This window comes from Planomonospora sp. ID91781 (assembly GCF_015711595.1).
Classification (GTDB): domain Bacteria; phylum Actinomycetota; class Actinomycetes; order Streptosporangiales; family Streptosporangiaceae; genus Planomonospora; species Planomonospora parontospora.
Genome location: NZ_JABTEY010000001.1, coordinates 348,001 through 364,425, shown reverse-complemented (window position 1 = coordinate 364,425; position 16,425 = coordinate 348,001). Strand labels below are relative to the sequence as shown.

The following is a 16,425-nucleotide window of genomic DNA, read 5'->3' as shown; positions in this document are numbered from 1 at the left end:
GTGGGGCCGTTCGCGTCTAGGCGCTCTTTCCTCGGGAATGACCCGTTCTATGAAGGAAAGCGACGGTCTGCTGGGAGCGCTGCGGGAACTCCGCCGCCACCTCGACCATGAGCTGTTCCCCCTGGCGGCCGGGGACGCGGCGGCCGACCGGCGGGCGCTGCGGGAGCTGACCGGCCAGCTCGACGACTACCTGATCCCGCGCCTGAGCGCGATCGACGCCCCGCTGCTGGCCGTCGTCGGCGGATCCACCGGGGCGGGCAAGTCCACCCTGGTGAACTCCCTGGTCGGCGCGGACGTCTCCGAACCCGGCGTGCTCCGCCCCACCACCCTGGCCCCCACGCTGGTCACCGCCCCCGCCGACCGGGACTGGTTCGCCGGCCGCCACGTCCTGCCCGGACTGCCCCGGGCGACCGGGAGCGGTTCCGGCGAGCCGGGCACGCTCCGGGTGGTCGTCGCCGAGGCGCTCCCGCCCGGCCTGGCCCTGCTCGACGCGCCCGACATCGACTCGGTCGTCACGGCCAACCGCGAGCTGGCCGCCCAGCTCCTCGCCGCCGCCGATCTGTGGCTGTTCACCACCACCGCCGCCCGCTACGCCGACGAGGTGCCGTGGGGCTTCCTGCGCGCGGCCCGGGAACGGAGCACGGCGCTGGCCGTGATCCTGTCCCGCGTCCCGCCGGAGGCGCTCGGCGTGGTCGCGGGCGACCTGGCGAGGCTGCTGGAGGCCAACGGACTGGGCGGGACCCGGCTGTTCGAGGTGCCGGAACTGCCGCTGCCCGAGGAGAACGCCCGGCTGCCGCGCGAGGCCGTCCGGCCGATCACCCGGTGGCTGGACGGCATCGCGGCCGACGCGGCGGCCCGCGCGGAGGTGGTGCGCCAGACCCTCTCCGGCGCGCTGGAGAGCCTCGCCGTCCGCGTCCCCGCGCTCGCCGACGCGGTGGACCGCCAGCACGCGGCGGACGCCGAGCTCCGGGCGGCGACCGACGCGGCCTACGCCGAGGGCATGGCCCGCTTCGAGGAGGGCATGCTGGACGGCTCGCTGCTCCGGGGCGAGGTGCTCGCCCGCTGGCAGGACTTCATCGGCACCGGCGACCTGATGCGCTCCCTGGAAAGCCGGGTGGGGTGGCTGCGGGACCGCGTCGTCGCGCTGTTCACCGGGCGGCCCGCCCCGGAGAGCGAGCTGCGGGTCGCGCTGGAGAGCGGGGTGGAGACCCTGATCCGGGCGTCGGCCGACAGCGCCGCCGAACGCGCGCTGGAGTCGTGGGCCGCCAGGGAGGCGGGCCGCGCGCTGCTGGAGCAGGCGGGCGCCGTCGAGGCCGGGCGGCTGGGCCACTCCTCGCCGGAACTGCGCCGCTCCGCGGAGGAGGCCGTCCGGGGCTGGCAGGGGTACGTGCTGGACCTGGTCCGGCAGGAGGGCGCGGAGAAGCGGACCGCCGCCAGGATCGCCTCGTACGGGGTCAACGGCGCCGGGCTGCTGCTCATGATCGCGGTCTTCGCCTCCACCGGGGGCTTGACCGGGATCGAGGTCGGCATCGCCGGCGGCACCAGCGTGCTCAGCCAGAAGCTCCTGGAGGCCGTCTTCGGGGACCAGGCCGTCCGCACCCTGACGATGCGGGCCCGGGAGGACCTGCGCGCCCGGGTCGAGGACATCCTCGCCCGGGAGGCGGCCCGCTTCACCGGCCTCCTCGACGCCGTCCGGCCGCCCGACGGGAGCGCCCCGGCGCTGCGCGCGGCGGCGCAGGCCGTACGGGAGCACCGGCGGGAGATCCCCGGCGGGACCCCGGCCGCGGCCGGGAAGAGGGCGGGTGACCGGTGAAGCTGCTCAGACGCACGGGCCGCGGGAGCGGGCCCTCCCTGGACGACCGGCTGACGGCCCTGGCGGAGGCCGCCGAACTGGCCGACGGGCGGCTGGACGCCGGAGCGGTCGCGCGGGCGCGCGCGGTGGTCGACCGGGCGGGCGCGCGGCGGAGCCTGTCGGTGGACCACACCGCGGTCGCGCTGGCCGGGGCGACGGGCAGCGGCAAGTCGTCCCTGTTCAACCTGCTGTCCGGGACCTCGCTGGCCAGGGTCGGCGTGACCCGGCCCACCACGTCCACCGCGCAGGCGGCGCTGTGGGACGGCGCCGGGTCCGGGCCGCTGCTCGACTGGCTGCAGATCCCCGACCGCCACGAGGTGGACGGTACGGCGGAGCACCGTACGGCGGGCGCCGCACGTGACGGAACCGGGTACGGCGGGGAGAGCGGCGCGAGGGACGGTGCAGGGAGCGGTGCGAGGGACGGCGCGGGCGACGCCGGCCTGAGCGGGCTGGTCCTGCTCGACCTGCCCGACCACGACTCGATCGAGCGGGCGCACCGCCTGGAGGTGGACCGGCTCGCCGGGCTGGTCGACCTGCTGGTGTGGGTGCTCGACCCGCAGAAGTACGCCGACGCGGCCGTGCACGACCTCTACCTGGCTCCGCTGGCCCGGCACCGGGACGTCACGGTGGTCGTCCTCAACCAGATCGACCGGCTCTCCCCGGCCGCGGCCGAGCGGTGCCTGGCGGACCTGCGGCGGCTGCTGGAGGCCGACGGGCTGGCCGGGGTGCCGGTGCTCGGCGTCTCGGCGCGGACCGGGGCGGGCGTCGGCGAGCTGCGCGCGCTGCTGGCCGCCCGGGTCGCCGGCCGCCGTTCCTGGACCGACCGCCTGGCCGCCGACGCGGAGACCGCCGCCGACGCGCTGGCCCGGGCCTCGACCGGGTCCGGGACCTCGACCGGCACCGGGTCCGGGACCTCGACCGGCACCGGGTCCGGGACCGGGGCCTCGACCGGCACCGGGTCCGGGATCGGGGGTTCGACCGGCTCGGGCGGGGCGGCCGGGGGAACCGGTGCCCGCGGCACGGGCGGACCGGCGCCGGTGGGCGGCGCGACCGGGCCGGTGCGGACCCCGGACGCGGACGCCGGCGTCCTGGCCGGGCCGCTGGCCGCCGCGCTGTCGCAGGCGGCCGGGGTGCCGGTGGTGGTCCGGGCGGTGGCGAAGGCGCACCGGCACCGTTCGGTCGCCGCCACCGGCTGGCCGGTGACCCGGTGGGCCCGCCGGTTGCGGCCCGACCCGCTGCGCCGCCTCCGCCTGGGCGGCGGCTCCCCGGGACCGGACGCGGTCGGCGAGGCCGTCGGGCGCACCTCGATCCCCGCCGCCGGGGCGGTCCAGCGCTCCCAGCTGGACACCGCCCTGCGCGACACGGCCGCCGTCGCCTCGGCGGGACTGTCCGAGCCGTGGGCGGCGGCCGTACGGCGCGCGGCGCGGTCGCACGCGGACGAGCTGGAGGACGCGCTCGACCGGGCGGTGGCGACCACCTCGCTCGGCGCGTCCCGCAGGCCGCTGTGGTGGCGGGTGGCCGGGGCGGCGCAGTGGCTGGTGCTCGCGGCGGCGGTGGCGGGCGCGCTCTGGCTGCTCGGCCTGTTCGCCATGGACTACCTGCACCTGCCCGAACCGCCCGTGCCGACCGCCGGTGAGCTGCCGTGGCCCACCCTGCTGCTGCTCGGCGGGCTGCTGCTCGGCGTCGTGCTCGCGCTGCTCTCCCGGGCCGTCGCCTGGCTCGGCGGGCGGCGGCGGGCCAGGAAGGCGGCCGGGGCGCTGCGCGCGAGCGTGGAGCGGGTCGGCCGCGAACTCGTCCTGGACCCCGTGCAGGACGAGCTGACCCGCCACCGCCGCTTCACCGAGGCGGTCGCCACGGCCCGGCGTGGAGCCTAGGAGCCCTCGGCGAGCCGCTCGAGATCGATGATCACGTACTTCCCCTTGAGCGGGTACGCCACCAGGCGGCCGTCGTTCACACCGGGACTCAGGGTGATCGCGATCGACTCGCCCCGGGCGTTGGGGCGCAGTCCCAGGTCACCTGATCTGCCGGTGAGCCGGTCGTACAGGTACTGTCCGCCCGGCGACCCGGGCAGATGCGCGGCGTAGAAGCGGTCGAGGGCCGGCTCCGCGAACACGCCCGAGGGGAGATCGAGCTCCTGCGAGCCGTCGCGCGACCGGTGGAACGACGTGCCGTCGCCCCGGTCGCCGGCGCACACCGTCACCCCGCATCGCACGTTCCGCTCACCCGGACGGACCGTCGCCCTGCTCGTCTCGCCGGTCTCGGCGTTGAGCAGTTCCTCGAAGCTCGGCTCCCCGTCCGGCGTGTACTCACCGGGCGTGCCGACCCAGGGCCAGCGCAGGATGTGGCAGGGCCAGCGCAGGATGTGGTGCCGGTCGGCCCCCGGCACCGGCTCGACGGTCCCGCCCCCGAGGGGGACCGTGAAGACGCCGCCCTCGAAGAGGGAGAAGGCCAGCTTGCCGCCGGTCACGGTGAGCCGGTCGCCGCGTCCCACGACCGGGCGGTCCGTGGTGACGGCCGCGGGTTCCCCGCCCTCGACCGGGACCGACCAGAACTTCGTGACCCGGGTCCCCTTGCTCTCGTCACCGTCGCCCTCCTCGATCGTCTGCCAGACGATCCGTCCCTCGCCGACCGAGTATCCGGAGGCGAACACCCCCTTCGGGGTGCGGATGTCGGCGACCTTCCGGACGTCTCCGGTGTCCAGGTCGTAGGCGTGGAGCGCGTTCGCCTTCTCGAAGCTCTCCCACGTCTCCAGCAGGACCGTGCGGTCGTCGACGAACGCCCGAGGCTGGAACTTCCCTCCGCCGGGCAGCCTGGCCGGGATCTTCCAGACCGCCTGCGGCCAGACCTCCTCCACCGGTTCGGGGACGGCGGGCGGGGACGGTGTCCCGGAGGCGGTCCCGGCGGTCGATGCCGGAGACGGGCTCAGGACCGGCGGGGCGGTGTCGCCTCCGGCGCCCCGTACGGCCAGCCCGGTCCCGCCCGCGACCACGACGACGGCGGCGGCGGCGAACAGCGCGTGGGCGCGCGCCCTGCGCCGCCGAGAGCGGGCCGCGACCTGGGACGACAGCGCGCCCGGTGCCCGGGGCGCGCGCTCGGTGTCGGAGGGCGGAGCGTCCAGGTGCGCGCCCTCCGGCAGGTCCCACACGAGCCGCTCGCGCCGCCGCAGCCGCCAGACGCCGACGTGCAACCGGGCCATGGTCGTCCTGACGTAACCCTCCGGGTCGCTCTTGCGGCGGACCCTGGACCAGGCCCGGTGCAGCCGGATCAGCGCCTCCTGGGTGAGGTCGGCCGCGTCGTGCGGATCACCGCTGAGCACGTAGCCGTAACGCAGCAGCGCGTCGGCCCGCTCGGCGACGAAGTCCGCGAAGCGGGAGTCGTCGTCCAAAGTCTCCGCCTTTCCGAGTCCGTCACATCCCAGACGAACTCGGCCGCCGAAGTGTTGAATCCCCGGGCTCGCCGCGGAAACCGAACCGGCCTTCGTCATCGCCACCGCTACGGGATCCGCCTGCCGCCTCCGGGCTCAGGAGTTCCTGATCGGATGCCGGGTCGTGGGCCGCAGGGGCCGGGATGCACCCGCGCGGTCGGGGTCAGCTCAGGGCGGTGGCGGTGTGCCGGAGGGCGTCGAGCAGGGGGACGAGCAGGGGGTGGCGCTCGGCGCCGCGCCGTACGGCGGCGAAGACCCGGCGCTGCGGGCCCTCGACGGGGCGGATCACCACGCCGGACAGGTCGGCGCCGCGCAGCGCCAGGCGCGGCACCATCGCCACGCCCGCCCCGGCCGAGGCCAGGGCGACCACCGCGCGGAAGTCGTCGGAGGAGTGCGCGAAGGCGGGGGTGAACCCGGCGTGCTCGCAGGCCAGGGCGATCACGTCGTGGCAGGGGTTGCCCGGGTAGGGGCCGATCCAGGTCTCGCCCGCCAGGTCCGCGACGGTGATCGTCTCCCCGGGGAGGGCCGCATCCGCCGTGCCCGTGTCCGCCGGACCGGTATTCGCCGGGCCCGTGCGGGCCGTACCCGCCGGGCGCGTGAGGCGGTGGTCGCGGGGGAGGACGACGTCGAACGGCTCGGCGTAGAGCGGGATGCGGGAGAGCCGCCGGTCGTCCGCGCCCGGAGCGCCGCGGTACTCCACGGCGACGGCGACGTCCACCGCGCCGTCCAGCACCATGGTGAGGCTCTGGTCCCCCTCGGCGTCCAGGACGCGCACCCGCAGGCCCGGTTCCTTCTCCCGGAGCAGGCCCACCGCCGGGGCCACCACGAGGCCGATCGCGGTGGCGAAGGAGGCGACCTGCACCTCGCCCGCCGTACCGGTCGTGTAGGCGGCGATGTCGGCCCCGGCCCGCTCCAGCTGGGCGAGGACCTCGTTGGCGTGGCCGAGCAGGATGCGGCCGACGGCGGTCAGCCGCACGCCCCGGGCGTCGCGCTCCAGCAGCCGGTGGCCGACCTCGTGCTCCAGGGCGGCGAGCTGCTGGGAGACCGCCGATGGGGTCAGGTGCAGGGCCGCGGCGGCGGCGGTGACCGTCCGGTGGTCGGCCACCGCGCGCAGGGTCCGCAGCCGCCGGGTGTCAATCACCCCTTCATTGTCGGCCAGCGCCTGAACCGCCCACGCCGTGACGACCGTCCGGTGGCCCGGCAGTCCGAACGCCTGGTCGCCCGGTCACCCCTGAGCGGACTCCGACCCGGTCACTCCGGTGGGCGCGGTCGTCCGGTGGTTCATCCGGCCGGGCGGACGGCGTAGTCGCCGAGTGCGGGTTCCAGGACGTCGAAGGCGGTGCCGATGTGGGCGGTGAGCGCCTCGGCGATCTCCGCGTTGCCCTGTCCGTCGAGGGTGCGGCGGAGCGTCTCGTCGAACAGCAGCCGGTGGACGCCGCCCAGCAGGGCCGCGGCCACCGTGGGCAGGATGTCGCCGGCCCCGGTGCCGGCCTCCGCGGTGAGGGCGTCGGCCAGCGCCTTCTCCCGCTCGTCGTGGAACTCCCGCAGCCGGGCCGTCAGCGCGGGGCTGTCGGTGATCATCCGGGCGAACTCGGGGCCGGAGAAACCGATCACCGGGCTGTGCTCGGCGACCGCGGCCAGGTAGGCGCGGCGCAGCGCGGCCAGCGCCGACTCTCCCGGCCCCCTCTCCAGGACGGTCCTGGCCAGGGACTGCACGAACGCCTCGCTCAGGTCGAGGGCGAGGTCCTCCTTGCGCGGGAAGTAGTTGGTGACCGTCATCTTGGCCACCTGCGCCGCCGCCGCCACGTCGGCGATCGTCACCTTGTCGAAGCCGCGTTCCAGGAACAGCCGGGTGGCCTGGTGGGAGATGTTCTCCCTGGTCTGCTGCTTCTTCAGCTCTCGGAGGCCGGTCGTCTGGGTGCTCATGCCTCCACCTTACATCGGCTCGACCTAAATTCGGTGTTGACATATTTCTATGTCCGACATAAATTTATGTCAGGCAAACCGCCGCGACCGAAAGGAAGGCCCGCATGGCCGAGAAGACCCTCAGCACCGCCCGCCTCGCCGAGGCGATCCGGAAGGCCGCGGATCCGGAGCCGGCCGCCGCCCGCCCCGGCACCCGGCCCGTCGGACCGGCCGCAGCTCCCGCGCCCACGCGGACGCCGGCCCCCGCGCTGCTGCGGATGCCCGCTTCCGCGCCCCTCCAGGCGCCCCTCCAGGCGCCCGCCGCGCCGCACCCCTCGAACCGCTCCGCCCGTACGGCGGGCGGGCACGACCGCCGTGCCGAGGGCGTGCGGCGGGGGCAGGGCCACCGCGTCCCGGCGCACCGCCCCCGCCGCGTGCCCGGCCGCGGCTGAGCATCCGGCCGATCACCCCGGCTCCGGGAATCGACCGCCCCCGTTCCCGCGTTCCCGTTGACCCCGCCCGGCGAAAGGACCCCCTTGAGCGCTACCGCCACCGCATCCCGCCCTGCCCGCCACGCGAACGGAGCCGTCGACGTCGACCCGGTGAAGGACTACCTCCGGCAGATCGGGCGCACCCCGCTGCTGACCGCCGAGCAGGAAGTGGAGCTGGGAAGGCGCATCGAGGCCGGGGCGCGCGCGCAGGAGCGCCTCGACGCCGAGGGCGGGGGGCCGGCTCCGGCCGAGCGATGGGAGCTGGAGCGGCTGGCCGCCGAAGGCCGCCGCGCCAGGGACCACATGGTCGAGGCCAACCTGCGGCTGGTCGTCTCGATCGCCAGGCGCTACGCCGCCGGCGGCGCGATGCCGCTGCTGGACCTGGTCCAGGAGGGGACCATCGGGATGATGCGCGCGGTGGAGAAGTTCGACCACCGGCGCGGCCTGAAGTTCTCCACCTACGCCACCTGGTGGATCAAGCAGGCGGTCGGCCGGGCCCTGGCCGACCAGAGCCGGACGGTCCGCCTGCCCGCGCACGTCGTCGAGGTCCTCAACCGGGTGAACCGCGCCCGGCGCGCGATGCGGCAGCACCTGGGCCGGGAGGCGACCTCGGAGGAGCTGGCGGCCGAGCTCGACCTGACCCCGGAGAAGGTCGAGGAGCTGCTCCGGCACGCCCGCGAGCCGATCTCGCTGCACACCCCGGTCGGCGACGACGACGGCGCGGAGCTGGGCGACCTCATCGAGGACGACGCGCAGGACCCGGCCGACGCGGTGGTCTCCTCGTCACTGCGCGGGCAGCTGGACGCGGCGCTGGAGACCCTGACCGAGCGGGAGGCGGACGTGATCTCCCTCCGGTACGGCCTGGCCGACGGCGAGGCCAGGACCCTCGAGGAGATCGGCAGGAGACTCGGTGTGACGCGCGAGCGCATCCGCCAGATCGAGTCCGCGGGCATGCGCAAGCTCCGGCACCCCGCCCGCACCCGAGCCCTCGCCGACCTCCTGTCCTGAGCACGCCCCGTACGGCCCGGCCCCGGCCGGACCCGGTCCGGCCCCGACCGGTTCCGGCTCCGACCCGGGTTCCGGCTCGTGACCCGCCTCAGGGTTCCGGCGCGTGACCGGGCCCCGGCGGGCTCACCCCCGGGCGGCGACGAACGCCTCCACCGCGCGGTCGACGTCCTCGGCGGAGTGGGCCGCCGAGAGCTGGACGCGGATGCGGGCCTGGCCGTGCGGGACCACCGGGTAGGAGAAGCCGATCACGTAGACGCCCCGGTCGAGCAGGCGCTCGGCCATCGCGGACGCCTCCGCCGCGTCCCCGATCATCACCGGGACGATCGGGTGGTCGCCGGGCAGGATGGTGAAGCCCTCCTCGGTCATCCGGGTGCGGAAGCGCGCGGTGTTGGCGCGCAGCCGCTCCCGGGCCTCGCCGGAGCCGCTGACCAGGTCCAGGACGCGCAGCGAGGCGGCGGCGATCACCGGCGCGAGGGAGTTGGAGAACAGGTAGGGGCGCGAGCGCTGGCGGAGCAGCTCGCAGATCTCCCCGCGGGCCGCCGTGTAGCCGCCGCTCGCCCCGCCGAGGGCCTTGCCGAGCGTGCCGGTGATGATGTCGACCCGGTCGCGCACCCCGAACAGCTCGGGGGTGCCCGCGCCGCCCTCGCCGACGAAGCCGACCGCGTGCGAGTCGTCGACCATGACCATGGCGCCGTACCGGTCGGCCAGGTCGCAGATCTCGTCCAGCGGTGCGACGTGGCCGTCCATGGAGAACACGCCGTCGGTGACGATCAGTTTCCGGCGGGCGTCGGAGGCCTCCTTGAGGCGGGCCTCCAGCTCCGCCATGTCGCGGTTGGCGTAGCGCAGGCGGCGGGCCTTGCACAGCCGGATGCCGTCGATGATGCTCGCGTGGTTGAGCGCGTCGGAGATCACCGCGTCGCGGTCGTCGAGCAGCGTCTCGAAGACGCCGCCGTTGGCGTCGAAGCAGGAGCTGTAGAGGACGGTGTCCTCCTGGCCGAGGAACGCCGCAAGGCGCGCCTCCAGCTCCTTGTGCACCTCCTGGGTGCCGCAGATGAAGCGCACCGAGGCCATGCCGAAGCCCCAGCGGTCCAGCGCCTCCTTGGCCGCGGCGATCACCTCGGGGTGGTCGGCCAGGCCCAGGTAGTTGTTGGCGCAGAAGTTCAGCACCTCGCGGGGCCCGCCGGCCGCCCCGGCCCCCGGTACGGTCACGCCGTCCGGTACGGCGCCGCCGCCCGGTGCCGTACCGCCGGTGCCGCCCGCGACGGCGATGCCGGCGCGCTGCGGGGTGGTGATGACCCGCTCGGGCTTGAGCAGGCCGGCCGAGGCGATCTCGTCGATGGTCGCGCGCAGGTCGTCGCGGACGTTGTCGAACATCAGGCGGTCCAATCCATGATGATCTTGCCGGTTCTGCCGCTCGCGGCGGTGTCGAAGGCCGCGTCGAAGTCGCGGTAGGAGAAGCGGTCGGTGATGACGGGGGAGAGGTCGAGGCCCTTCTCCAGGAGCACGGACATGGCGTACCACGTCTCGTACATCTCCCGGCCGTAGATGCCCTTGAGGGTGATCATCGAGGTCACGATCGTCGCGAAGTCGACCGCGAACTCCTCCGCGGGCAGGCCCAGCATGGCGATCTTCCCGCCGTGCGTCATGTTGGCGATCATGTCGCGGAGCGCCTGGGGGTGCCCGGACATCTCCAGGCCCACGTCGAACCCCTCGCGCATGCCGAGCTTCTCCACGCCCTCCGCGATCGACGTCTCGGCGGCGTTCAGCGCCAGGGTGACGCCGATCTTGTCGGCGAGGGCGAGCCGCTCGGGGCTGAGGTCGGTGATGACGACGTTGCGCGCGCCGACGTGCGTCGCGACCGCCGCGGCCATCAGCCCGATCGGCCCCGCGCCGGTGATCAGCACGTCCTCGCCGACCAGCGGGAACGACAGGGCGGTGTGCACGGCGTTGCCGAACGGATCGAAGATCGCCGCCACGTCGGGGTCCACCGGCGTGCGGTGCACCCACACGTTGGAGGCGGGCAGCACGACGTACTCGGCGAAGGCGCCGTCGCGGTTGACCCCGAGCCCGATGGTGTTGCGGCACAGGTGCCGCCGCCCGGCCATGCAGTTGCGGCACTTGCCGCAGACGATGTGCCCCTCGCCGCTGACCAGGTCGCCGACCGCGATGTCCTCGACCCCCGGCGCCACCTCCACGACCTCGCCGCAGAACTCGTGCCCGACGACGAGCGGCGTGCGCAGCGTCTGCCGCGCCCAGGCGTCGAAGCTCCGGATGTGCAGGTCCGTGCCGCAGATCCCGGTCCGCAGCACCCGGATCAGCACCTCTCCCGGCCCCGCCTCGGGCTCGGGCACGTCCATCAGCCACAGGCCCGGCTCGGCCCGCTCCTTGACCAGTGCTTTCATCCCAGGTCCCCCCTCACCTTCCGACCCTACGCACTGTGCCGGGCCGCCTCCCGCGGTGTCCATCGCGCTTTTCTTAACCCGGGCAACAGCCTGGCTTCACGCTGGAGGCGGGGACCGCCGTACGGCGGGCGCGGACCGTACCGCGCAGGGACGGGGTCGGGTGCGTGCCGTGGGACCGGCCGGAACGGGGAGAAGGCCCCTCCCGGGAGCGGGAGGGGCCTTCTCTTCGGATCGGCCCGGTGGGCCGGACCGGCCGCTGGGGAAGGGGGCGCGGCCGGCGCGGGGGAGGGTCAGCTCGTGGGGAAGTCGTCCGCGGTGCGGATGCGGTCGCGGATGTAGACGCCCGACGGGTTGAGCGCCCCGGTGCCCGCGAAGGCGCCGGCCGAGCAGGTGCCCGGCTTGAAGGCGGCGCTGCTCTCGGGGGCGTCGGAGTAGGTCCAGTTGGCGTAGCCGATCTTCAGCTGGTCCAGCATGTCGATCCACGCGGCGGTGCTGGCGAGGTCGACCTCGCCGTTGCCGCTGGCCGTCACCGTGCCGAACTCGGTGACGAACAGCGGGAGCTTCGCCGCGGCCCGGCTCACCACGGCCCGGTAGTTGTCCTTGTGCGAGGCGGCGTAGAAGTGGAAGGCGTACATGATGTTCTTGGCGTTGACCGGGTTGTCGACGATCTCGGTCTCGTTGGAGCCCTCCGAGACGCCCAGCGACGACCACGCCCGGGTGCCGACGATGATCACCGCGTCCGGGTCCGCCGCGCGGATCACCGGGATGACCTGCTCGGCGTAGCTCTTGATCGAGGCCCAGCTCACCCCGTTGGGCTCGTTGGTGATCTCGTAGATGACGTTGTCCCTGCCCGCGTTGCGGGCGGCGACCGAGGCGAAGAAGGTCTTCGCCCGGGCCAGGTTGTGGTTGGGGTCGCCCGGCGTCAGCGTGTGGAAGTCGATCATCGCGTACATGCCGCGCGCGGTGGCCATGTCGACGTACTTGTTCACCTGCTCGGTGAAGGCGGCCGGGTTGGTCTCGTACCCGCCCTCCTGCACGTACATGGAGACCCGGAAGAGGTCGGCCTTCCAGTCGCCCGCGAGCACGTCCAGCGAGGCGTCGGTGTAGCACCTGGGGAACCACTGGATGCCGTGGGTGCTCATGCCGCGCAGCTGGACCGGGCGGTTGTACCGGTTGCAGAGGTGGACGCCGCAGACGTGCAGCTTGCCGTTGATCCCGACGGGCGTGCCGGTGGCCGGGGCTTTCGTGGGCGTCGGGGTGGGCGTCGCCGTACGGGTCGGGGTCGGGGTGGGCGTCGCCGTACGGGTCGCCGTGGGCACCGGGGTGGCGGTGCGGGTCGCGGTCGGCGTGGGGGCCGCCGTGGCGGTGCGGGTCGGCGTCGGCGCGGCGGTGGCGGTGCGGGTGGGCGTCGGCGTGGCGGTCGGCGGCGCGGGCGGCCTGGTAGCGGTGTCGTTGCAGGTGACGCCGTTGAGGGTGAACGTCGTCGGGATCGGGTTGCCGTCGGTCGTGCTGCCGGTGAACCCGATCTGCGCCGAGGCGCCGGAGGCCAGCGACTTGTTGTAGCTCACGCTGCTCGCGGTGACGGCGGTGCCCTTCTGGTCGTAGACCGCCGACCAGCCGTGCCCGACCTTCTGGCCGGAACTCGGGAAGGAGAAGCCCAGTTTCCAGCCGTCGACGGCGCCGCCGAGGTTCTTGACGGTGATGTTGGCGCTGAATCCGCCCGGCCAGCTGCTGGTGGTGTAGGTGACCGCGCAGCCGGGGGCGGCGGCCGAGGCGGCGGCGACGGCCGGTGCGGTCGTCAGCGTCCCCAGCGCGAGCGCGGCGGCGCCGGCCATGAGGAGGGCGCGACCGCGGCGCGGGCGTGCGGGATATTTCACGACGGTGACCTTTCGCGTTCTGGTCCGGCTCCGGCGAGCGGAGCGGGCGCCGCTCCGGGCGCCCCGCCCCGCTCAGCCTCATCACAGGCCGGAGGAAGGTCGCGGCTCCCGGCAGGAGTGCCGGGAGCCGCTAAGTCCGGAGCGATTTTTACCGGTTTGCGCGACATGTGGCATATCGACGCTGACGCGAATGATGGTGAAGCCCGTGGCGGTGATCCTCCGGAACCCGCATCACCCCTGCTCAGCCGTTACCAGCCGGTACGTCCCGTCGGCGTCCCCACCGATGAAAGTTTCATCGGTTCCGTACCCGGCCGGCAGGCGGCGTTCCCCGCCGGGCCCGCCCGGCGGGTCGCGACCTCGGCCGGGACCGCGTGTCCTGCACATGCGCCGCCGGGACCAGGCGTCCTACCGGGGCGGCGTGTCCTGCACATGCGCCGCCGGGGCCGCGCGACCTACCGGGGCCGCTCCTGCCACGCGGGCCGCTCCTCGGTGAGGTGGGAGAGGGCGTCCGGGGTGACGGGGCCGGGGCCGAGCTGGCGGGGGCCGGTGGAGGGGTCGGCGTCGGCGGCCTCCGCCACCGCCTCGGCGGCGGCCTGCTCGGCCTCCGCCGCCTCCTGCCGGGCCAGTTGCTGCGCCTCTCCGTCGTCCCGCCGCGCGGCCCGGCCGTCGCGCGGCGGCGCCTCGCGGGTGGCGGGAGAGGCGGGCAGCCCTTCGGTGAAGGCCCGGGAGACGCTCTGCAGGGCGGAGGTGACCTCGCCGGGGATGACCCAGAAGGTGTTGCCCTCGCCCTTGGCCAGCTCCGGCAGCACCTGGAGGTACTGGTAGGCGAGCAGCTTGGGGTCGGGGTCGTTGCGGTGCACGGCCTGGAAGACCTCGTCGATGGCCTGGGACTGGCCCTGCGCCTTGAGGATGGCGGCGCTGCGCTCGCCCTCGGCGCGCAGGACGGCGCTCTGCTTGTCGCCCTCGGCGGTGAGGATCTGGGACTGGCGCTGGCCCTCGGCGGTGAGGATGGCGGCGCGCTTGTCCCGCTCGGCGCGCATCTGCTTCTCCATCGCGTCCTTGATGCTCTTCGGCGGGTCGATGGCCTTGATCTCGACCCGGTTGACCCGGATGCCCCACTTGCCGGTCGCCTCGTCCAGCACGCCCCTCAGCTGGCTGTTGATCGTGTCGCGGGAGGTGAGCGTCATCTCCAGGTCCATCGAGCCGATGACGTTGCGCAGCGTGGTCACCGTGAGCTGCTCGATCGCCTGGATGTAGTTGGCGATCTCGTAGGCCGCCGCACGCGGATCGGTGACCTGGAAGTACAGCACGGTGTCGATCTCGACGACCAGGTTGTCCTCGGTGATCACCGGCTGGGGCTGGAAGGAGACGACCTGCTCGCGCAGGTCGATCATCGGGTAGACCCGGTCGATGTACGGGATCACGAAGTTGAGGCCGGGTTTGAGGGTGGTGTGGTAGCGGCCGAGCCGCTCGACGTTCCTGGCCCGGGCCTGGGGCACGATCCGCACGGACTTCGTGACGGTGAACACCGCGAACAGGACGATGAGCACACCGACGATCAGCAGCGGGTCCATCACTACTCCCTGGGGTAGACGAGCGCGGTCGCGCCCTCGATCTCGATGACGTCGACGGAGGCGCCGGCCGGGATCACCAGCGTCTCGTCGTAGGCCCTGGCCGACCACTCCTCGCCGCCGATGCGGACCCGGCCGTCCCGGCCGGTCACCTCGCGGGTCACGTAGGCGGTCCGCCCGACGAGGGCCTGGACGCCGAACCGCTGGTCCGGCGGGGGCGGCCGCAGGTGCCGCCTGGCGACGGGCCGGATCAGGACCACCCCGGCCACGAGGGAGCCGGCGAAGGCGATCAGCTGCAGCGGGACCGGGAGCCCGAGGAGCGCCGCGGCGGAGGCGAACAGCGCCGCCCCGCCGAGCAGGCCGAGAGCGGTGGTGAGGGTGAAGATCTCGGCGACGCCCAGTACCACGGCGAGGATCAACCAGATGAGCCAATCATCCATGTTCCGGCCCTCCTGCCATGCCAACGGCTCCGGTGTCCGGCGGGTTCCCGCTTCCACCGTATGTCGCCGCCGACCGCGCTGTCAGCGCCCGTACGGCGGGCCGTACGGGCGCGCTCCCGCACCGGGACGCCGCGCGGGACGGTCTCCGACGGCCGGACCCTCGCCGGGAGACCGTGCGGGACGGGGCTGAAGGCCGGGTCCTCGCCGGAACGCCGCGCGGGGCGGTCAGAGGCTGCGGCGGAGGGTGTCGCCCTGGTCCTCGCCGGAGTCGCGCACCAGGTCGTCGTGGAGGGCGCTGCCCTCCAGCCACTCGGCCCAGGAGAGCTGCCAGTAGCCCCAGCCGTTGTCCCACTCCAGCTCGCGGTCGGTGCCGCGGATGACGACGGGGTCGCCGCGCAGGGAGTTGTCGTAGAACCAGGCGGCCTGGTCGGGGCGGGCGTTGACGCACCCGTGGCTGACGTTGACCCGGCCCTGGGCCCAGACGTTGTCCTTGGCGTGGACGTACTCGCCGCTGTTCGAGATGCGCACGGCGTGGTCGATCATGACGTCGTAGTAGCCCGGGTCGCCCTTGCTCCGGTTCGGCGAGACCATGCGGACCGGGTTGGCCTTGTCCATGGTCAGGTGGACGCCGCTCGTCGTGGTGTACTCCCTGGTCGTGGCCATGCCCGCGCTGATGGCCATGCGCTGGACGACCTTCCCGTCGCGCTCGACCGTCATCCGGTGGGTCCGGGTGTCGATGACGCTGGTCTGCCTCCGGCCGACGCCGAACCGCACGCCGTGGTCGGAGGTGCCGTAGACGTCCTTGGCGGCGCGGACGCCGGACAGGTGGGCGACGAAGTCGACCTTCGACCCGGCGGGCCAGTAGTCGCGGGGGCGGTAGATCACCCGGGTGTCGCCCGTCCAGTGCCAGGCGCCCTCGACCGGCGTGCCGGTGCGCACCTCCAGGGCCCGCTCGACGGAGAGCCGGTCCTTCACCGGGGTGTCGAAGTCGACGATGATCGGCATGCCGACGCCGACCGTCTCGCCGGGCGACGGCGTGACGGAAGCGATCTTGAAGGTCTTCTCGGGGGTGAACGTGCGGAAGGTGCCCGTGGCGCTCGCCCGGGTGCCGCCGGGACCCGCGGCGGTGACGCTCACGGCGTAGTCCCGGCCGGGGACCAGGGCGTGGTCGGAGCGCCAGGCGGTCCTGCCGGGGTCGAAGCGGCCCGGGACCGGGGCGCCGCCCGCGTAGGCGGCCACCCCGGTCAGCGTGCCCGCCGTGGTGTGGACGGTCAGCCCCCTGCCGGTCGGCGCCTGCCGGGCGCCGGGCGCCGGGTCGATCACGATGGAGGGCGTCGCGGCCCTCTCCCCGGGTGCGTCGTCGGTGGTGAACCAGGAGCAGCCCGCCAGGAGCGCGGGGAGCGCCAGGAGCGCGAGGAGGAGGACGGGGAGAGGGCCCGCGGCGCGCCGCATCGG

Annotated in this window: 13 protein-coding genes; 4 read left to right on the top strand and 9 right to left on the bottom strand. The window is 74.4% G+C overall.

Features of this window, described 5'->3' with window-relative positions:
* The first annotated feature begins 49 nt into the window (after window positions 1–49).
* The gene (locus HS048_RS01655; protein ID WP_230880688.1) at window positions 50–1,813 is read left to right on the top strand and encodes an ABC transporter; all 1,764 of its coding nucleotides are present in this window, start codon (window positions 50–52) and stop codon (window positions 1,811–1,813) included.
* Window positions 1,810–3,726 carry a GTPase gene (locus HS048_RS38430; RefSeq protein WP_307832335.1) on the top strand — a complete coding sequence of 639 codons (1,917 nt, stop codon included), beginning with the start codon at window positions 1,810–1,812 and terminating at the stop codon, window positions 3,724–3,726. Before HS048_RS01655 ends, HS048_RS38430 begins: the two co-directional genes overlap by 4 nt.
* On the opposite strand, the gene HS048_RS01645 is transcribed toward HS048_RS38430, so the two are convergent.
* From HS048_RS01645 to HS048_RS01635, 3 genes are all read right to left on the bottom strand, one after another.
* Window positions 3,723–5,237 carry a sigma factor gene (locus HS048_RS01645; RefSeq protein ID WP_196465945.1) on the bottom strand — a complete coding sequence of 505 codons (1,515 nt, stop codon included), beginning with the start codon at window positions 5,235–5,237 and terminating at the stop codon, window positions 3,723–3,725. The two genes, HS048_RS38430 and HS048_RS01645, sit on opposite strands and share 4 nt — an antisense overlap.
* Window positions 5,238–5,439: 202 nt before the next feature.
* Entirely contained in the window at window positions 5,440–6,417 is a 978-nt protein-coding gene (locus HS048_RS01640; RefSeq protein ID WP_196465944.1) for a LysR family transcriptional regulator, read from the bottom strand.
* A gap of 140 nt (window positions 6,418–6,557) precedes the next feature.
* Window positions 6,558–7,202, bottom strand: a complete 645-nt coding sequence (locus tag HS048_RS01635; protein ID WP_068902115.1) for a TetR/AcrR family transcriptional regulator — start codon at window positions 7,200–7,202, stop codon at window positions 6,558–6,560.
* Between the two features lie 104 nt (window positions 7,203–7,306).
* On the opposite strand from HS048_RS01635, the gene HS048_RS01630 reads away from it, so the two are divergent.
* Both HS048_RS01630 and HS048_RS01625 read left to right on the top strand, forming a co-directional pair.
* A complete protein-coding gene (locus tag HS048_RS01630) occupies window positions 7,307–7,633 on the top strand; it encodes a hypothetical protein (protein WP_196465943.1) in 327 nt (108 codons plus the stop codon).
* An 84-nt stretch (window positions 7,634–7,717) separates the two neighbouring features.
* Entirely contained in the window at window positions 7,718–8,680 is a 963-nt protein-coding gene (locus HS048_RS01625) for an RNA polymerase sigma factor (protein ID WP_307832334.1), read from the top strand.
* Window positions 8,681–8,803: 123 nt separating this feature from the next.
* Here the strand turns inward: HS048_RS01625 and HS048_RS01620 are convergent, their stop codons facing one another.
* The 6 genes from HS048_RS01620 to HS048_RS01595 all read right to left on the bottom strand — a co-directional run bounded on the left by HS048_RS01620 (window position 8,804) and on the right by HS048_RS01595 (window position 16,422).
* Window positions 8,804–10,054 (bottom strand): glycine C-acetyltransferase, encoded by a 1,251-nt coding sequence (locus tag HS048_RS01620; protein WP_068902121.1) that lies wholly within the window; start codon window positions 10,052–10,054, stop codon window positions 8,804–8,806.
* Window positions 10,054–11,082 carry an L-threonine 3-dehydrogenase gene (gene tdh / locus HS048_RS01615; RefSeq protein WP_068902123.1) on the bottom strand — a complete coding sequence of 343 codons (1,029 nt, stop codon included), beginning with the start codon at window positions 11,080–11,082 and terminating at the stop codon, window positions 10,054–10,056. The genes HS048_RS01620 and tdh overlap by 1 nt, the downstream gene beginning before the upstream one ends.
* Window positions 11,083–11,372: 290 nt before the next feature.
* Window positions 11,373–12,959 carry a cellulase family glycosylhydrolase gene (locus HS048_RS01610; RefSeq protein ID WP_196465941.1) on the bottom strand — a complete coding sequence of 529 codons (1,587 nt, stop codon included), beginning with the start codon at window positions 12,957–12,959 and terminating at the stop codon, window positions 11,373–11,375.
* Window positions 12,960–13,411: 452 nt separating this feature from the next.
* The gene (locus HS048_RS01605) at window positions 13,412–14,533 is read right to left on the bottom strand and encodes an SPFH domain-containing protein (RefSeq protein WP_196465940.1); all 1,122 of its coding nucleotides are present in this window, start codon (window positions 14,531–14,533) and stop codon (window positions 13,412–13,414) included.
* Between the two features lie 2 nt (window positions 14,534–14,535).
* A complete protein-coding gene (locus HS048_RS01600; RefSeq protein ID WP_068902129.1) occupies window positions 14,536–14,970 on the bottom strand; it encodes an NfeD family protein in 435 nt (144 codons plus the stop codon).
* Between the two features lie 225 nt (window positions 14,971–15,195).
* Window positions 15,196–16,422 (bottom strand): Ig-like domain-containing protein, encoded by a 1,227-nt coding sequence (locus tag HS048_RS01595; protein WP_196465939.1) that lies wholly within the window; start codon window positions 16,420–16,422, stop codon window positions 15,196–15,198.
* Window positions 16,423–16,425: the final 3 nt, after the last annotated feature.